This window comes from Pandoraea iniqua, assembly GCF_902459685.1.
Lineage (GTDB): Bacteria > Pseudomonadota > Gammaproteobacteria > Burkholderiales > Burkholderiaceae > Pandoraea > Pandoraea iniqua.
In genome coordinates this window covers 870,186-887,415 of sequence record NZ_CABPSF010000001.1, presented here as the reverse complement: position 1 = coordinate 887,415, position 17,230 = coordinate 870,186, and the positions used below count along the sequence as shown (strand labels likewise).

The 17,230-nt window shown below is 63.9% G+C and carries 15 protein-coding genes; 6 read left to right on the top strand and 9 right to left on the bottom strand.

Going from position 1 to position 17,230, the window contains the following annotated elements; all coding sequences use genetic code 11:
• Nucleotides 1-146 precede the first annotated feature (146 nt).
• Nucleotides 147-1,169 (top strand): non-homologous end joining protein Ku, encoded by a 1,023-nt coding sequence (gene ku / locus PIN31009_RS03930; RefSeq protein WP_150789361.1) that lies wholly within the window; start codon nt 147-149, stop codon nt 1,167-1,169.
• Between the two features lie 8 nt (nt 1,170-1,177).
• Nucleotides 1,178-3,772: a DNA ligase D gene (gene ligD / locus PIN31009_RS03925; RefSeq protein ID WP_150789360.1), complete on the top strand. Its 2,595-nt coding sequence runs from the start codon at nt 1,178-1,180 to the stop codon at nt 3,770-3,772.
• Between the two features lie 13 nt (nt 3,773-3,785).
• Here ligD and PIN31009_RS03920 read toward each other — a convergent pair whose 3' ends face one another.
• Nucleotides 3,786-4,757 (bottom strand): AraC family transcriptional regulator, encoded by a 972-nt coding sequence (locus PIN31009_RS03920; RefSeq protein WP_150789359.1) that lies wholly within the window; start codon nt 4,755-4,757, stop codon nt 3,786-3,788.
• Nucleotides 4,758-5,101: 344 nt separating this feature from the next.
• Here PIN31009_RS03920 and PIN31009_RS03915 point away from each other — a divergent pair, with 344 nt between their 5' ends.
• A complete protein-coding gene (locus PIN31009_RS03915; protein WP_150789358.1) occupies nt 5,102-6,151 on the top strand; it encodes an aldo/keto reductase in 1,050 nt (349 codons plus the stop codon).
• Nucleotides 6,152-6,181: 30 nt separating this feature from the next.
• On the opposite strand, the gene PIN31009_RS03910 is transcribed toward PIN31009_RS03915, so the two are convergent.
• From PIN31009_RS03910 to PIN31009_RS03885, 6 genes are all read right to left on the bottom strand, one after another.
• Nucleotides 6,182-7,324, bottom strand: coding sequence for a porin (locus tag PIN31009_RS03910; protein WP_425495456.1), 1,143 nt, complete (start codon nt 7,322-7,324; stop codon nt 6,182-6,184).
• Nucleotides 7,325-7,482: 158 nt separating this feature from the next.
• The gene (locus PIN31009_RS03905; RefSeq protein WP_150683069.1) at nt 7,483-8,823 is read right to left on the bottom strand and encodes an MFS transporter; all 1,341 of its coding nucleotides are present in this window, start codon (nt 8,821-8,823) and stop codon (nt 7,483-7,485) included.
• 161 nt (nt 8,824-8,984) lie between these two features.
• Nucleotides 8,985-9,737, bottom strand: coding sequence for a class II aldolase/adducin family protein (locus tag PIN31009_RS03900; protein ID WP_150789357.1), 753 nt, complete (start codon nt 9,735-9,737; stop codon nt 8,985-8,987).
• A 75-nt stretch (nt 9,738-9,812) separates the two neighbouring features.
• Nucleotides 9,813-10,676, bottom strand: a complete 864-nt coding sequence (locus PIN31009_RS03895) for a VOC family protein (protein WP_150789637.1) — start codon at nt 10,674-10,676, stop codon at nt 9,813-9,815.
• A gap of 175 nt (nt 10,677-10,851) precedes the next feature.
• Nucleotides 10,852-11,772: a LysR family transcriptional regulator gene (locus tag PIN31009_RS03890; RefSeq protein WP_058380070.1), complete on the bottom strand. Its 921-nt coding sequence runs from the start codon at nt 11,770-11,772 to the stop codon at nt 10,852-10,854.
• Nucleotides 11,773-11,906: 134 nt separating this feature from the next.
• Entirely contained in the window at nt 11,907-12,803 is an 897-nt protein-coding gene (locus tag PIN31009_RS03885) for a LysR substrate-binding domain-containing protein (RefSeq protein ID WP_150789356.1), read from the bottom strand.
• A gap of 159 nt (nt 12,804-12,962) precedes the next feature.
• Between PIN31009_RS03885 and yfcF the strand changes: the two genes are divergently transcribed.
• Nucleotides 12,963-13,640 carry a glutathione transferase gene (yfcF, locus tag PIN31009_RS03880; RefSeq protein WP_246185491.1) on the top strand — a complete coding sequence of 226 codons (678 nt, stop codon included), beginning with the start codon at nt 12,963-12,965 and terminating at the stop codon, nt 13,638-13,640.
• Between the two features lie 34 nt (nt 13,641-13,674).
• Here the strand turns inward: yfcF and PIN31009_RS03875 are convergent, their stop codons facing one another.
• Nucleotides 13,675-14,031 (bottom strand): hypothetical protein, encoded by a 357-nt coding sequence (locus tag PIN31009_RS03875; protein ID WP_150683066.1) that lies wholly within the window; start codon nt 14,029-14,031, stop codon nt 13,675-13,677.
• Between the two features lie 351 nt (nt 14,032-14,382).
• Between PIN31009_RS03875 and PIN31009_RS03870 the strand changes: the two genes are divergently transcribed.
• Entirely contained in the window at nt 14,383-15,480 is a 1,098-nt protein-coding gene (locus PIN31009_RS03870; RefSeq protein ID WP_150789355.1) for a branched-chain amino acid aminotransferase, read from the top strand.
• Nucleotides 15,481-15,661: 181 nt separating this feature from the next.
• Entirely contained in the window at nt 15,662-16,309 is a 648-nt protein-coding gene (locus tag PIN31009_RS03865; RefSeq protein WP_087689746.1) for a YitT family protein, read from the top strand.
• On the opposite strand, the gene PIN31009_RS03860 is transcribed toward PIN31009_RS03865, so the two are convergent.
• On the bottom strand, nt 16,294-17,193 hold the full coding sequence (locus PIN31009_RS03860; RefSeq protein WP_150789354.1) for a LysR substrate-binding domain-containing protein: 900 nt from the start codon (nt 17,191-17,193) through the stop codon (nt 16,294-16,296). The genes PIN31009_RS03865 and PIN31009_RS03860 overlap by 16 nt on opposite strands.
• Nucleotides 17,194-17,230 lie beyond the last annotated feature (37 nt).

The window sequence follows — 17,230 nt, the reverse complement described above, 5'->3', positions numbered from 1 at the left end:
TTGTGGGATGGAAGGTTGACCGCTTTGTTTCATTGAGGAATTCTTACGCTCAATGCGTATGCATTGAGAAAAACAATGCCCGGGAACCCCGCTGCCGCTTCACCGCTCGCACCTCCATGGCGGGGAGACCGAACAAAGGAGCATCCATGGCTCGCGCGATCTGGAAAGGTGCCATCAGTTTCGGACTGGTCAATGTGCCGGTGTCGTTGTTTCCGGCGTCGACCACGCATACGCTCGATCTCGACTGGCTCGACAAGCGCACCATGTCGCCCGTCGGCTACAAGCGGGTGAACAAGGAAAACGGCAAGGAAGTCCCGCGCGATCAGATCGTGCACGGCTACGAGTACGAGAAGGGCAACTATGTCGTGCTCAGCGACGAGGAAATACGCTCGGCCAACCCGGCAGCCACGCAGACGGTCGACATTCTCGCGTTTGTGGATGCCACCGACGTATCGTTCATGTATCTGGACACGCCCTACTACCTCGTGCCCGAGCGCAGCGGTGCGAAGGCCTACGCCCTGTTGCACGCGGCACTCATCAAGGCGGGAAAGCTCGGCATCGCGCGCGTAGTGATGCACACACGCCAGCATCTCGCCGTGCTGGCCCCCGCAGGCGACGCGCTGGTGCTCGATACGTTGCGATGGCAAGACGAGATGCGCGACCCCGCCGAAGTGGGTCTCACGAAAGACAAGCTGAGCAAGCTTGGCGCCCCCGGCGATCGCGAACTGGACATGGCGATGAAGCTCATCGCCGAGATGTCGGAGCCGTGGCGGCCCGACGCCTATCACGATACGTTCCAAGACGACCTCAAGGCCCTGATCGAGCGTAAGGTGGCGTCGGGTCAGACACGTGAAGTCGCGCAGATCGAAACCAGCGCGCCGAAGCTCACCGGCGGCGCCAACGTCACCGACCTGATGGCGCTGCTCAAGCAAAGTCTGGGGACGAAGCGCAAGGGCGATGCCGTGACCATCGAGGCGCAGGACGTCGAGCCTAAACCGGCGAAAACGGCGAAAACGGCGAAAGCGGCGAAAGCGGCGAAAGCGGCAGGGAAATCGGCGAAAACGGCCACAAAAAAGAAAGCCAGTAAGGAAGCCAGCACGACGAAAACGAAAACGAAGCCAAAGACGAAAGCGGCGGCGGGCCGTGCATCGCGCGCCAAGACAAAGTGATATTGCCGATGGCCTCGTCATCTCAACGCACAGCAGCAAACCGGCCGAAGACGCACAAGACGCCGTCGCGCAAAGCGTCCACGAAAGCCCGCCGCGACCCGCTCTCTGCCTACGACGCCAAACGGAATTTCAACGCCACGACGGAACCACGCGGCGGCACAGCATCCACTGGCCGTGCGTTGCAATTCGTCATTCAGCGCCACGATGCGAGCCACCTGCATTACGACTTCAGACTCGAACTCGACGGCACATTGAAATCGTGGGCACTGCCCAAGCAACCGAGTCAGGATGTCAAAAGCCCGCGCCTCGCCGTACAAGTCGAAGACCATCCGCTCGCTTACGCCAGTTTCGAAGGCGATATTCCACAAGGGAATTACGGCGCCGGGCATGTCGACATCTGGGATAGCGGCACATGGATTCCCGAGGGCAATGCGAAGCGTGATTACGCGAAAGGAAAACTGTCGTTCACGCTGCAAGGCACACGCATGCGCGGCCACTGGACGCTCGTGCGCACCGACAAGCCCGCACGGCAACCGCAATGGTTGTTGATCCATCGGAAAGACGGCGCTGCGGTGAAGTCTGTCGCACCGGCAAAAGGGCAACGCAAATCGTCGCAATCGCCGCGCTCTTCCGCAAGCCCCCCCGACACCCTGTCGCCCATGCTCGCCACATTGGCCGACGCCGCCCCGGACCCGGCCGGCTGGCACGCCGAACCCAAGCTCGACGGTTATCGCGTACTGATTCGCATCGCGGGCAGCGACATTCGTGTTTTCACACGCTCGGGGCAGGACTGGAGTCATCGATTCAAGCCGACAGTCGACGCCTTGCGAACGCTCAAGTTGCCCAATGCATGGCTCGATGGCGAAGCAGTGGTACTCGATGCGCGCGGACTTCCCGACTTTCAGGCGTTGCAGCGGGCGTTCGATGCCGGCACCACGGACGACATCGTCGTCTACGTGTTCGATTTGCCGTGGTGCAACGGGCAGGATCTTCGCGACGCCACATTGCAGACGCGGCAAAGCGCGTTGGCCGCGCTGTTCGACGGCAAACCCCTCGATGAAGTCCGCGTCCTCGAACCTGTTCACGGCGCCCTTGCCGACTTATGGCATGGCGCGTGCGAAGCCGGGCTTGAAGGCATCATCGTCAAGCGCGACGATTCCCCTTACGTGACCGGCCGAAGCGACGCATGGCGAAAGCTTAAGTGTTCGCAGCGTCAGGAGTTTGTCGTGCTGGGCTTTACCGATCCGGCGGGATCTCGACAGGGCTTTGGTGCCTTGCTGCTCGGCTATTACGACGACGATGGCAAGACACTGCGTTATGCGGGAAAAGTCGGCACAGGGTTCGACACCGCCGACTTGCTGCGCATGCGCAAGCGCCTTGACTCGCTGGTCACCCGGCGCGCGCCGCTCGATCCGGTGCCCCGACTCGCGGGCACCCACGGGGTGCACTGGTTGCGACCGACGCTGGTCGCGGAGGTCCGGTTCGCCGAGTGGACGCGTGACGCTCACGTGCGTCAGGCATCGTTTCTTGCCATGCGCAGCGATAAGCCTGCGACACAGATCCGGCGCGAGGTACGCACCGCTGATATGCCCGATACGTCCGATTCGCCCGATACGCCCGATACGCCCGATACGCCCGATACGCCTCCGGAGACATCACCCATGTCTGGTGCCACTCAATCGAAACGCAAGTCCACCGCGCAGGCCGTGAAGTCTTCGCGACCGACGCCGGTCAGGCTCACTCACGGCGAGCGAGTGATGGACACGCACTCGGGCGTCACCAAAGCCGAGCTCGCGGCGTATTACGACGCCGTCAGTCCGTGGATGCTGCCCCATCTCGCTGAACGTCCCGTTGCCGTGTTGCGGGCACCGGAGGGCATTGGCGGCGAGATGTTCTTTCAGAAGCACGCGGCGAAAACGATACAAGGTGTGCGTGCGCTCGATCCGTCGCTCGATCCCGATCACGCGCCGCTGATGCAGATCGACGACCGGCGTGGCCTCGCGGGCGCGGTGCAGATGGGGAGCGTCGAATTTCACACGTGGAATGCGCGTTCGGATCTGATCGAACGGCCGGATCGCGTGATCTTCGATCTTGATCCGGGCAAAGGCGTCGCGTTTGCGCAGATCGTCGAAGGAGCGCAATTGATTCGCGGGCTGTTGGAGGCACTCGGTCTGGCAGCGTTCGTGAAAACGAGTGGCGGCAAAGGCCTGCATGTCGTGACGCCGTTGGCGCGGCGCCACGACTGGGATGTTGCAAAGGGCTTTGCCGAAGCGGTCGCCCGGCATATGGCCAGCGTTTTCCCGGACCGATTCACCGCGACGATGGGGCCGAAGCATCGCGTGGGCAAATGCTTCATCGACTATCTTCGCAACTACCGGGGAGCGACGACGGTGTGCGCCTACTCGGCGCGTGCGCGCGAAGGAATGGCCGTGTCGATGCCGGTCAGTTGGGAATCGCTCGACACGTTGCCGGGCGCCGATGCGTGGAACGTCCGCAATGCCGTCGAATACCTCGAATCGCTCAAGCAGGACCCGTGGGCGGATTACGAGACATCGCAATCGCAACGCGTGACGAAGTCGATGCTGGCCAAGTTGGGCGGATGAGACCCCACACCCGCTAGCGTGCCCCCGTCCCCGCATCGCCCTCTTGCAGCCATCGACGCTTGTCACGCAGTGGCGCTTCACCGAACACGCGCGCGTATTCGCGGCTGAACTGCGATGCGCTTTCGTACCCGACCGCCTGCGCCGCGGCGGCCACCGCAATGTCTGCCGCGAAGATCAACCGGCGCGCTTCCTGCAACCGTAACTGCTTCTGGTACTGCAACGGGCTCATCGCCGTCACCAGCTTGAAGTGGTGATGCAGCGACGACACGCTCATATGCACTTCCTGCGCCAGCGTATCCACCCGTAACGGCTGCGTGTAATGTTCGCGCAGCCAGCGCACCGCATGAGCGATGCGGTTCATCTGGCTATCCTGCAACGCCATTTGCCGCAGCAGCACGCCCTGCCCGTTCATCAGCAGACGATAAACAATTTCGCGCTTGATCATCGGGGCAAGGATCGGAATGTCTCGCGGGGTCTCGAGCAGCCGCAGCAAACGCAACACGGCATCGAGCAATAACGCATCAAGACGATTCACGTACATGCCGCGTCCACTTTCCGCAGGCGCGGGCGGCGGCAAATTCTCGTCGCCAATCATCGCCGTCACGTCCTCGACCGCGAGATCGAGCCGCAGACCAAGATACGGCGCATGCTCGCTTGCCCCGCTGACTTGCGCCACCACCGGCAAGTGCACCGACGAGACCATGTAGTGCATCGGGTCGTAGGCATAACTTTCCTCGCCGATCTGCACGCGCTTTGCGCCTTGTGCGATCACCGCAAACGCCGGCAATTGCAACGCCGGCTTCGGCCCGCCCGGGTGAAGAATACGGTGCACAAAAAGGCCTTCGACCGCCGTGGGCGTCGTCCCTTCGAGCCCGTGCGTCGCGCGGTCCAGCAATCTCACCAGTTCACTTCGCGCCGTATGCGACGGATCGTCGGCAAACGCGCTCGCGGGCGTCACCGGCGGTTGGGTTTTGACCAGATGCATGTGAAAGGCTCCACCAGCCAAGGCGTGTAAGACAACAATGACGCACAGCATACGCCCGCCAGCGGAATTTGCCTGATCCTCCAATCACAGATCGGCACGATCGAGCACGAAATCCGGAGAATCCGGCAATTTCCGTCAGCACACGTTGCCCTGACTGTCATCTCGCAGCCATATTCCGCGCCATTTCGGGGCATTCGGATCGCGATTGCAGAATCAGGCAGGAAATGTGCAGGAACAGGTACTGCTTGCCTGATGCACCGCGACGCATAATGCATCCCATCCCGTGCCTGCCGTCTCCCCCGATGGCAATCAGCAACGGGTGGCGACTTCAACGGAGCAATGCAATGCGACAAAGAAAACTCGGCAACACCGGCCTGTTCGTCTCGGAACTGTGCCTCGGCACGATGACCTTCGGCGGTCAGGGCGAGATGTGGAGCAAGATCGGACAATTGCAGCAGAACGACGTCGACACCCTCGTGGGCCGCGCACTCGACGCCGGTATCAACTTCATCGACACGGCCGACGTCTACTCGGAAGGCCAGTCGGAGATTCTCACCGGTCAGGCGCTGCGCAACCTCAAGGTGCCGCGCGATAACGTCGTGGTCGCCACCAAGGTTTTCGGTGTGACCGGTGCCCAAGGCACCAACTCGCGCGGCCTGTCGCGTTACCACATCATGGACGGCATCAAGGCCAGCCTGAAACGCACTGGCCTCGATCACATCGATCTGTATCAGGTGCACGGCTTCGACCCGGCCACGCCCATCGAAGAAACGCTCTCGGCACTCGACACCCTTGTGCGTCAGGGCGACGTGCGCTACATCGGCGTGTCGAACTGGGCCGCGTGGCAAATCACCAAGGCGCTCGGCATCTCGGCGCGGCTCAACCTCGCGAGCTTTGCGTCGCTACAGGCGTACTACACGGTCGCCGGACGAGATCTGGAACGCGAAATCGTCCCGATGCTGCGCAGCGAGAACGTCGGCCTCATGGTGTGGAGCCCGCTCGCGGGCGGCCTGCTCTCGGGCAAGTACACCCGAGACGGTCAGACGGAAGCCGGTAGCCGCCGTCAGAGCTTCGACTTCCCGCCCGTGGACGTGGAGCGCGCCTACGACGTCATCGACGTGATGCGTGGCATCGCGACGGAAAAGGGCGTGTCGGTCGCGCAGATCGCCCTCGCATGGCTGCTGCATCAGCCGGTCGTCTCGACGGTCATCATCGGCGCCAAGCGTACCGATCAGCTCGATGACAACATCGCGGCTACCTGCGTCAAGCTCGAAGCCCGTGAGTTGGCCGCCATCGACGCCGCGAGCGCCCTGCCCGCCGAGTATCCGGGCTGGATGCTCGCACGCCAAGGCGACCCGCGCCGTGCGCAACTGACCGAAGCCGGTCTGCTGTAACCCGCGCCGCAGGGCATGCGGCACACGTCATCAGAACGTGTGCCGCATGCCCACGTTCACGCCGAGCTGATTCGTGCCCGGCGTGGGCGACCCGCCCGCACCGCCCGAACTCACGGAATACGCTGCATGCTCGCTGTTGGCGAGATAGCCCACTTGGGTATAGACGGCAGTGCGCTTCGAGAAGAAGTACGTGCCGCGCAGTGTCGCCATCGTCGCCCGCGTGTTCTGCCGCGCATTAAGCATGCGGAACACTTCGCCATCGACAGCGAATGACGGCGTGAACTGGTACAGCGCACCCACGTAGAACATATCGGAATTGACGTCGGCCACGGCCGCCGACGCGGTCTGCACGCGGCGGCCCAGCCAGCCTGCGCCGGCCTTCCAGTTACCGCCCTTCACATACCCGTTCAACTGCCAACGCGTGTCCTTGTCGGCCGAACTCGTGAGCGGCACTGCCGCCGCACCGTTGAAGAAGCTCGCGGCCGCGCCAGTGCCGCCGCGCTGCTCGTCCCATGCGCCCGCCACACCGAACCACGCCGTGTCGTACTTGAGCATCGTCGACACCTGCCGGCAGCTTGTCATCTGCCCCGGCACCTGCCCCGCGCACGTGCCCTGCCCCGGTGAGTTGCCGGTGCCGCCACTGTCGCGTCCGAACGAGTAAGTCGCACCCACCGTCAGCCCCTGAAACACGCCCTTGTAGGCCACGGTGTTGTCGCTGCGCGCATTCGGGATGTAGCTGTCGAGCGAGCCGCTGCCGTACAGGTCCGGCCCGAGAATGTCGGCGTCGGCCATGACCCAGAACGTCATCGAATACTGACGCCCGATCGACAGCGTGCCGTATTGGTTCGACAAGCCGACCCACGCCTGACGGCCGAACAATCGACCGCCCTGATTCAAGTCGCCGCCACGCACGTTGAAGCCGTTCTCCAGCATGAACAAGGCATGCAAGCCGCCGCCAAGATCCTCGTCGCCACGCATGCCCCAGCGCGACGGCAGCGAGCCCGTATTGGCGGGCATGCGAACGAGCGAGCTGTTGTTGGTGCCCGCGTGAGAAATGTATTCGACGCCGGTATCGAGAATGCCGAAGAGCGTGACGCTCTGCGCCATCGCCGGGGTTTGCGCCAACGCGATGCCGGCGGCCAGCGCAAGCGCGGGCAGTACCTTGTGGGTCACGGTGTTGTCTCCTGTGAAGCGTTGTGGTGGTCCGGCCTGTGTCGGCCGGTAACAAGCGAACCGCCACGCACGCGTCGGGGGACGCTCGCGTGGCGGGTACAGCAATCAACGGGGGAAAACGTCGCCGGCGCAGTGCTGACGGCGACGCCAGCGACCGATCAGACGGCGCGTGCCGCCGGCTTCGCGGTGCTGGGGCTCACGGCGCCGTCACGGCCGACACGTCGACGCATCACGAGCATGAGCGCCGCCGCGATGAAGGCCGGAATGGCGACGATCTGGAACGCCTGTGCCGTGCTCGATGCCGTCGCGATCAGCACTCCGCCGAGACTGGAACCGAGAATCGAGCCCAGCCGGCCGACGCCCAGCGCCCATGCCACGCCGGTGGCCCGCGAGGCCGTCGGGTAGTAAGCCGCCGTGAGTGCGTTAGCACCCGTCTGCGACCCAGCGATACCGAAGCCCGCGAGAAAGACGACTGCCATCAGCCAGCCGGATTGGTGGGTCACCGTGCCGAGAATGCACAGGGCAATGCCGGCCATCACATACGACGCCGCGAGGACGCGGTACGGGCTCGTGCGGTCCATCGCGAAGCCGATCATCACGGCGCCCACGGTGCCACCGAGCGGCAGCATGGCGCCGATGCGAGCCGCTTCTGCCAGCGTGTAACCCGAGTCCTTAACGACCAGCGGCAGCCAGCTCGTGAGCAGATAAAACGCGCACAGCGTGCAGAAGTACGTGGCCCACAGCAGCAGCGTGCCGATCACATACCGGGGCGTGAAAAGCCCGCCCACCGCCGACGTGGCCGCGCCTGCCGGGGTGGCCTCGGGGTCGATGCGCGAGACCAGCGGATCGATCTTTCTCGCGATCGCCAGCAACTGCTCGCCACGATCCCCTCTTGCGGCGAGGTAGCGCATCGATTCGGGCAACCAGCGCATGAGCACCGGCACGACGGCCAGCGGCACCACGCCGCCCGCGATCAATACGCCGCGCCAGCCGATGTGCGGCAACGTCTGCGCGACGATTTCGCCGCCGATGGCGAAGCCCAGCGTGAAGCCGCAAAACGTGGCCGTGACCAGCAGCGAGCGAATGCGCTCAGCGCAGTACTCCGAGCTGAGCGTGATCGCGTTGGGCATGGCGCCGCCAAGGCCGATGCCGGTGATGAAGCGCATGATCGCGAGTTCGGTCGGGCTATGGACAAACGCCGACGCGATGCTGCCCAGCGAGAACATCACTACCGAGACGATCAGCACGCGCTTGCGGCCGATGCGGTCGGCGAGCGGGCCGAAGATGAAGCAGCCGAGCATCAGGCCGCCAAGCCCGGCCCCGAAGACCGTGCCGAGGCTGGTCGTTGCCATCGCCCATTCGCTGCGGATGGCGGGTGCGAGATAGCCGATGGCGGCGGTGTCGAAGCCGTCGAGCGTCACGATCAGAAAGCACAGGGCAATCACGCGCCATTGAAATGGCGTGATGCCCCGTCGATTCATCAAAGCGGTTATTTCCATGTCTGTCTCCTGTACGGCGAGTGCCGTGGGCTAACGTCACCGGCCATGGCGTCTGTCGAAAACGCTCTTGGAAGGCCGATGCCGGTGGGGGGGCGATTCAGGTAATTCGGGGTGTTCCAGTTGTGCTCGGGTGCATGACTTATCGGATGGGTGTCGTCGTGTTATCGGAGGCTATCGGAGGCGCTGTCGCGCAGCTCGGGATCGCCGACCGACAGGTATTCCCACATACGCTCGATGATTCGGCCCGAGCGGGTGGCGCGCGCTTCGCATTGCGCAGCGTCGAGCACGGCCGCAGGCAAAGTGGCTTCGAGCGCGAGCACGTCGAGATCGACGCGCGCGGCGTCTTCGAGATACCAAGTGAGGGCCACCATCGCTTCGAGCGTGTCGGCAGCCACTACCACCCCATTGCCACGCATCACCACGGCCGCGTTCTCGCCCATCGTGTCGATGACGGCCTGCGCCTGCGCGTCGGAGCGAATCAGTTGCGGGTCGTCCCACAGCGGCACGCCCGGCGCGAAGTAAGTGCCCGGGCCATGTAGCGCGCGCGGGGTGCGACGCAGCGTCGAGAGCGACATCGTCTTCGGCGGCATCGTGCGCGCCACGGCACCGATGCCGGGACGGCGGCGGTAGATCTGCTGGTGCAGACGCACTTCGCCAAGGACACCGTCAGGCAGCGGGCCGTTGATAGGCACGACCGTGCCCGCTTCGCCCACACCGATGAGTCCCATCGGGCGGGCGGCGCACACGAGAAAGTGCTCGTCGTCCAGACGCACACTGCAATGTCCGTAGGCGTGTGCCAGTCCTGCGCGCGCCAACGTGCGGGCGGCCACGCGCACGGCGCGGTCGGCTTCGGAGACGTCTGCGCGCGTCGCGGAGGGCGCCAGCGAGGGCGCAGCGTGTGTGTTCTGTGTCATGGGGAAACCGGGCGTCGCCGCCACAGGTAGGTAAGCGGCAGCCCGGGCCATGCCCGGACTCGCCACCTACGGCAATCAGGCCGAAAACTCGGGAATCTCGGGCTTCGCGCCCCACATGCAGAACCCGGTCGGATCGAACGGGAACTGGCGCGGCACGTACGTGGCTTCGTCTTCGGGCGCGATCTTGCGCACGCCGGTGGAGTATTCGTAGACCATGCCGTCCGGCCCTGCGAAGTACAGGAACATGGCGTGCGATGTCGGGTGACGCCCCGGGCCGAAGCGAATCGGCACGCCCTGCTCGCGCAGGAAGTACCACGAGCGCATCAGGTCGTCGATGCCGTTCACCTGAAAATTCACGTGCTGAATGCCCGCACGTTTGGCCGGGAACAGCGCGATCTTGTGATGCACGTCGTCGATGCGCAGCAACGGCGCGTCGCCAATGCGATCGGACACCCGCGCGTTGCACACGCTCGTCCAGAACGCTTCGTCGCGGCGCGCGTCGGTGGTGCAGAGCCCCACGTGGCTGAACGAGTCGATACCGGCGTCGCGCTCGCCGTGATAGCCGCGTCCGGTTTGCGCGGCGCGCAGCACCAGTTCAATCTGGTTGCCCGTCGGGTCGCGAAACGTGAGGAAGTCGGCCACGCGGCGCATGTCGGCTTCATCGCGGGTGCCACGGCGAAACTCGATATGCATCGTTTCGAGCTGGGCCGCAGCGGCGTCGAAGTGCGCGTCGCTGGCGACGTCGAACGCCACGGTGTGGTCCGCGGGATCGCCTTCGAAATAGCAGACGGAATGGTCGCGGCTGTCGCTGCGAAGGTACACGTAGCCGGCCTCGCGGCGCACTTCCTGCAACCCGAGAATGGTGCGTGCGTAGCGCGTGGCACCTTCGAGGTCGCGTGTGCCCAGCCGCACGTAACGAATGTCGTGCAGATTGATCACCGCCTGTCTCCTGCGGATATTGTTCGTGTTGTTCGTATTGCGGGCGAGTGCCCGGTTGGTGATGAACACGATAAGGAGCGCCGCCGCATGACGCCAACGAATTGCGTAAATGCGGGGTATTTACGGCGTGAATCAGGGGTGCAGCATTGCGCGAAAGTGCCGGACCGGGTGGTGGTCAGTCTTCGCCGTGGAAGAGGCGGAACATCGTGCTGCGCAGCCAGCGATGGCCGGCATCGGTGTGAAAGCGTTCGTGCCAGAGTTGCGAGATGTCGAACACCGGGCTCTCGAACGGCAGCGCACAGGTGCGCAGTTCGGCGGCGGCTTTGAGGGCACGTCCGAGCCGGGTCGGCACGCACACCACGAGATCGCTCGCCGCGATCAGCGCCGAGAGGCCCATCGAATGCGCCATGCGAAGTGCCACGTGACGCTGTCTGCCTGCCTGCGCAAACCACTGCTCGACAGCCGTTTCGAACACATCGTGATTGCCTGCGGTCGGGCGATAGACGGCATGTGCGGCGCTGAAAAACGCTTCGGCACTGAGGCTTTCCTGCACGGCCGGATGCCCATCGCGCACGAGGGCGACGTAGTGTTCGCGAAAAAGACGCTGCTGGTGAAAGCCCGACGAGAAGCGGGTGAACAGGCCGAGGGCAAGATCGATATCCCCCATCGCCATCGCGTTCTGCGCTTCACGCGGTGTGGTGTCGACGGTAACGATGCGCACACCCGGCGCCTCTTTGGCCAGCGTGGCCATCAACTTCGGGATGAAGATCAGTTGGCCGATGTCGCTCAGGTAGAGACGGAACGTGCGCTGCGCATTCGCGGGCACGAAGTCTTGCGGCGCTTCGACGGCGCCGCGAATCAGGCTCAGGCCATCGGTCACCGGCTGGGCGAGTTGTCGCGCAAGGTCGGTGGGCAGCATGCCCTGCGGTGTTTTCACGAACAGCGGATCGCCGAACGCCAACCGCAGACGTTTGAGCGCATTGCTCACGGCCGATTGCGTGAGGTTGAGCTCCTCGGCCGCTACGGTCGTGCTGCGCGTGCGGAGCAGCGACTCGAAGACGAGCAGCAGATTCAGATCGAGCGAGCGTAGGTTCATCCCCTGCCGTGCATCCATGCCAGAACGGTGACGCGACGCATTGTAGGCAACCTGACGCGTTGTGCGCACTGCGGGAAACCCCCGCCAGCGTCGCGGCGCGTTCGTGGTATTTGCGTGCGCGTTGCCCAGTTGTCTCAGTACCCGCTCGCCGTGACGGCGGCGCGCAGGCGCGCGATCACTTCGAGCACTTCGGGGCGTTTTTCGCGCTTGGAGGTCACGATGTTATAGCGCAGCGGACATTCGACTTCCACGTCGGATACCCGCACAAGTCGGCTGCGCGTGAGCCACGCGTCGGCGAGCGGCGTGCGCGCCAAGGCAATCCCGAGCCCGGCCTCGGCCGCGGCGAGCACCACGGTGTAGTCCTCAAAGCGCCGGTCGCGCGCACGCGGGCGCAACGTGACGCCCTGCGCCCCGCACCACGCACGCCAGCCCGTGAGGTCCGAGTCGTGCAGTAACGGAAATGCCAGCAGGTCAGCCGCACTCGAGCCCTTGAGGCGCGCCGCAATCTCGGGCGACGCCAACGGGTAAAGCGTCTCGGGCAGCAACGGCTCCCAATCGACGTTGGCCCATGCGCCGCGCCCGTAGCGAATCGCGACGTCCACTTCGCCCGCCCCCACATCGGCGTTGCGATGCTCGGTGGTTACCTGAATGTCGATAAACGGTTTGCCCGTTTCGAGCGAACCGAGACGGTCGAGCAGCCAGAGCTTGGCGAACGACGGCACGACGCTCAACCGCACCGCAGGGGCCTTGCGCGACTGATGCCATTGATCGGCCGCGGCATCGATCACGTCGAAGGCATGTTCGACGCGGCCGAGAAATCTCTGACCGTCGCACGTCAGGCTCACCCCGCGCGCATGCCGCTCGAAGAGCAGGCAGCCAAGCCAGTTTTCAACCGCGCTCACTCGCCGGCTGATCGCGCCGTGCGTGAGGCCGCTGGCGTCGGCGGCTGCGCTGAACGAGCCGTGCCGCGCGACGAGGCAGACGGTTTCGAGATTGGCCAACGGCGGACGGGCGCGAAGCGGTGCGTTCATGGTGGAGGGGCGTTCTTAGGTGTGAATCTGGCTCACAGCCTGCTATCGAATAGTGAAGTAGCTTATCACCCCGTCAGTACGGCAACATAGGCGCTTGCAGGCAATGTTTGCCTCGCAGATCTTCCATCAGCTTCCGTCAGCTTCCGTCAGGAGTTCACCGTGTCAGCCGCCCCGATCACCCCATTCATCCTGTACGCCGACGCACAGTTCAGCAGCCCTTACGCGTTGTCGGTGTTCGTCACGCTGCGCGAAAAAGGTCTGCCGTTCGAGCTGCGCACCGTCGATCTCGCGCTCGGGGCCAATCACGAAAGCGGCTATGCCGACCTGTCGATCACGCGACGCGTGCCCACGCTGGTCCACGGCGACTTCACGCTGTCGGAATCGTCGGCCATCACCGAGTATCTGGAAACGATCTCGCCCGCCGTTCCCGTATATCCGGCGGACGTGCGCGAACTCGCCCGGGCACGTCAGGTGCAAGCGTGGTTGCGCAGCGATCTGGCGGTGTTGCGTCAGGAGCGCTCGACGGAGTGCATCTATTACGGCCCGACGGACCAACCGCTCTCAGACGCTGGCTATGCGGCCGCGAGCAAGCTCATCGGCATTGCGCAAAGCCTGCTGCCCGGCGGCCGGATGTCGCTGTTCGATAAGTGGTGTATTGCCGACGTGGATCTGGCGTTGATGCTCAACCGGCTGGTCTACAACGACGATGTGGTGCCGAGCGGGCTGGCCGAGTACGCCCGCCGTCAGTTCGCCCGGCCGGCCGTGCAGGAATGGATTGCCATGTCGCGTCCGCCGCGTCCGGGCGATGAAGGGTACGTGGCCGACAAGGCGGCCTGATTCACGTCAGCGCTCAGCGGCCGGCGATCATCGCTCAGGCCGCGTCCATCGACAGGCGCTGGCGATGGATGCTGATGTGGAACAGCACGAGCAGGCGGTGCGGGCAGTCGTCGCGAACGGCGACTCTGGCGTTGCCGCCTTGCCCGTCGTCCTGCGTGGCGTGACGGCTGTTGAGTGCCGCTTGAAACGCCACACCGGCGAGCGAGCGGGCGGCGAGAATCAGCAGCACGAGCGAGCCGGCCATCGACAGGCGGAAGTCAGTGGTGCCAAAGATAGTTTGCGGCACGTCGAACACCAGCATAGCAATCACCACGCAGGCGTCGATGCAAGTGGCTCCCAGCGAAGCCACGAGCAGATAGGCGCGCAACATCCGAATCGTTGACGATTGCATGTGTCTTCTCTCCCATTGCTCACATCAGGCATGATCCGCTCCTGATGTTAAATGTCGAGCGTCGTCCGGCTCCTGACCGAAACGTTTTTTTACACACTGTTACCGTACGTCGTTACCGTCTCATGTTAGACGGCCCTTCGGCAACGATCCGCTAAATTTCGCGATTTTCTTGCGAATAACCACCAAATTGCGACAATTTCCAGCGTCTGACTGGCGAGAAGCCCGCCGAGACGCGTCGGACGGTGAATTCAGTCGACAGGCAGGCCCCGAAAGGAGGAAAATATCGCCACCTTGCCGTTTACGTTAACGGCATAGACGACCAAGCCAACTCTGCCGAGACACTGAAGAAACATGAGCGCTGACAACCAACTGCGTTTTGTCGTGGAGCCGCACGCCAACCCCACCCCCGCCGACCAGATCGCCGCCAAGCTGGCCAACCCGGTGTTCGGCCGTGTATTTACCGATCACATGGTCACGATCCGCTGGACCGAAGGCACGGGCTGGCATGACGCCAAGGTCGAAGCGCGCCGTCCGTTCGAGATCGATCCGGCTTGCGCCGTGCTGCACTACGCGCAGGAAATCTTCGAAGGCATGAAGGCCTACCGTGGCGAAGACGGCAAGATTTCGCTGTTCCGCCCGCAGGCAAACGCCAAGCGTTTCCGCGATTCGGCCCAGCGCATGTCGATGGCCGATCTGCCGGAAGCCGTGTTCCTGGAAGCCGTGGAAAAGCTGGTCGACATCGACCGCGCATGGATCCCGGGCACCGAAGGCAGCAGCCTGTATATCCGCCCGTTCATGTTCGCCTCGGAAAGCTTCCTTGGCGTGCGCGCATCGCATGAGTACATCTTCTGCGTGATCGCCTGCCCGGTCGGCCCGTACTTCAAGCCCGGCAAGTCGGCCGTGACCGTGTGGGTGTCCGACCAGTACACGCGTGCGGCCCCGGGCGGCACCGGTGCAGCCAAGTGCGGCGGCAACTACGCCGCCAGCCTGATTGCCCAGACCGAAGCCAGCGGCAAGGGTTGCGATCAGGTCGTGTTCCTCGACGCGGCACAGCATCGCTGGATCGAAGAGTTGGGCGGCATGAACGTGTTCTTCGTGATGGACGACGGCTCGCTGCAAACGCCGCCGCTCTCAGGCACGATTCTGCCGGGCATTACGCGCGCCTCGATCATCGAACTGGCGCGCCGCAACGGCATGACCGTCAACGAAACGCCGTACGAGTTCTCGCAATGGCAGGCCGACGCCGCCAGCGGCCGCGTGAAGGAAACCTTCGCGTGCGGCACGGCAGCGGTGGTGACGGCCATTGGCCAGATCAAGCATGCCAAGGGCGAGTTCAACATCGGTGACGGTGGCGAAGGCCCGGTGACCAAGCGCATTCGCGACGAACTTACGGGCATTCAGCGTGGCAAAGTGGCCGATCCGTTGGGCTGGGTACACCACGTTGCCTGATCGCGCGTTATAGAGTGATCGCGTTATCGCGTTATTGGCGTGATAGATTCAACTGACGTTCAAACATAACAGGCAGTCAAGCTGCGCGTCGCCAGAGACAGCGACGCGGGAAAGTACCGGCGGCGCGTTACGACAATAGGAGAGTCGGACGCGCCGTCTTGTTGTTCCTGACTTTAAGATCATGAAACACGAATCGGGCGCCGTATCCGGCGTCATGGCGGCCACCGACACAATCGGCGTGCCGCACTCCGTGCTTGAAGACATCTACGCGATGATCATCGGCATGGCATTTGTGGTGGTCGGTCTGGTGCTGCTCAAAGCTGCCGGGTTAGTGACCGGCGGCGTGGCAGGCATCGCGCTGCTCGCCTCTTATATTTTTCCGCTACCGGTGGGCACCATCTTCACGCTGGTGAACATTCCGTTCTTCCTGTTCGCGTATTTCACGATGGGGCCCGGCTTCGCGCTCAAGTCGACGATCGCGAGCTTCGGCATCACCTTCGCCCTCGCGGCCATGCCGCAGACCCTGCACGTCGCGTTCGTCAATCCGCTGTTTGCCGCGTTTGTCGGCGGCACGCTGTGCGGCATGGGCATCCTTGCGCTGGCGCGTCATGGCGCAGGCGTGGGCGGTACCGGCATCGTCACGCTCTGGCTGCAACGCCGGCGCGGCATCAACGCCGGCATCTCGCAGGTGTGCATCGATGCGACGATCCTGCTGGTATCCACCGCGACGATTCCGCTCGGACGCGTGGGCTGGTCGGCCCTCTCGGCCGTTGCCATGAGCGCCATGGTCGTGGCGTGGCATCGCCCGGGCCGCTATACCGGACGGTAAGCGCTCGCTTGGGTCAGCAGCCATTGGCGGAACACCGTCAGTGGCTGACCATGCGTGAGTTCCGTCGGATAGACGAGGTAGTAGGCCGATTCGGCCACGCTTTTCACCTCGAACGGAATCGTGAGGTCCAGCGCCCCTAGCTGGGCTTCGACGAAGAACTTCGGCACCAGCGCGATCCCCAATCCGGCCGCAGCACCGGCGATCAGCATCGTATGCAGTTCGTAGCGCAGCCCCTGCACCGTGCGGTTGTCTTCGATGCGTTGCTCGGCAAACCAGCGTGTCCACGCCGAAGGGCGCGTGGTCGAGTGCAGCAGCGGGTATTGCAGCAGATCGGCTGCCGTATGCACCGGCCCCCGCAGCAATGACGGGCGGCACACCGGCACCACCTCTTCCCCGAACAGATAATCCGACGACGTGCCCGGCCACGTCGGCTGGCCGAAGTGAATGGCCGCCTCGAAGTGGGTCTCGTCAAACGTGAACAGGTCCGTGTGCACGCCCATGTTCACGCGCACGTCCGGGTGACGCTCGTTGAAGTCCTTCATGCGCGGAATCAACCACTCCGAGGCGAACGTCGGCAGCACCGCCAGCTCCAGATAGCCCCCGCCACTGCCGTGCGCCATGATCGACAGCGTGTCGCGGTCAAGCTGCTCCAGCGTACGGCGTACCTGCGTGCTGTACAGCCGCCCGGCGCGCGTGAGCACCACGCGTTGCTTCGCCCGGACGAACAGGCGCACGCCGAGTTGGGTTTCCAGCGTGGCGATCTGCCGGGACACGGCACTTTCCGTCAGAAACAGCTCGCGGGCCGCGTGGGTAAAGCTTTCGTGGCGTGCGGCGGCCTCGAAAGCCAGCAGCGCGCCCGTGCTCGGGGTTCTGAACTTGCGCATGTTGATTCCAAAAACGCATCAAGTGGCAATTTTATCT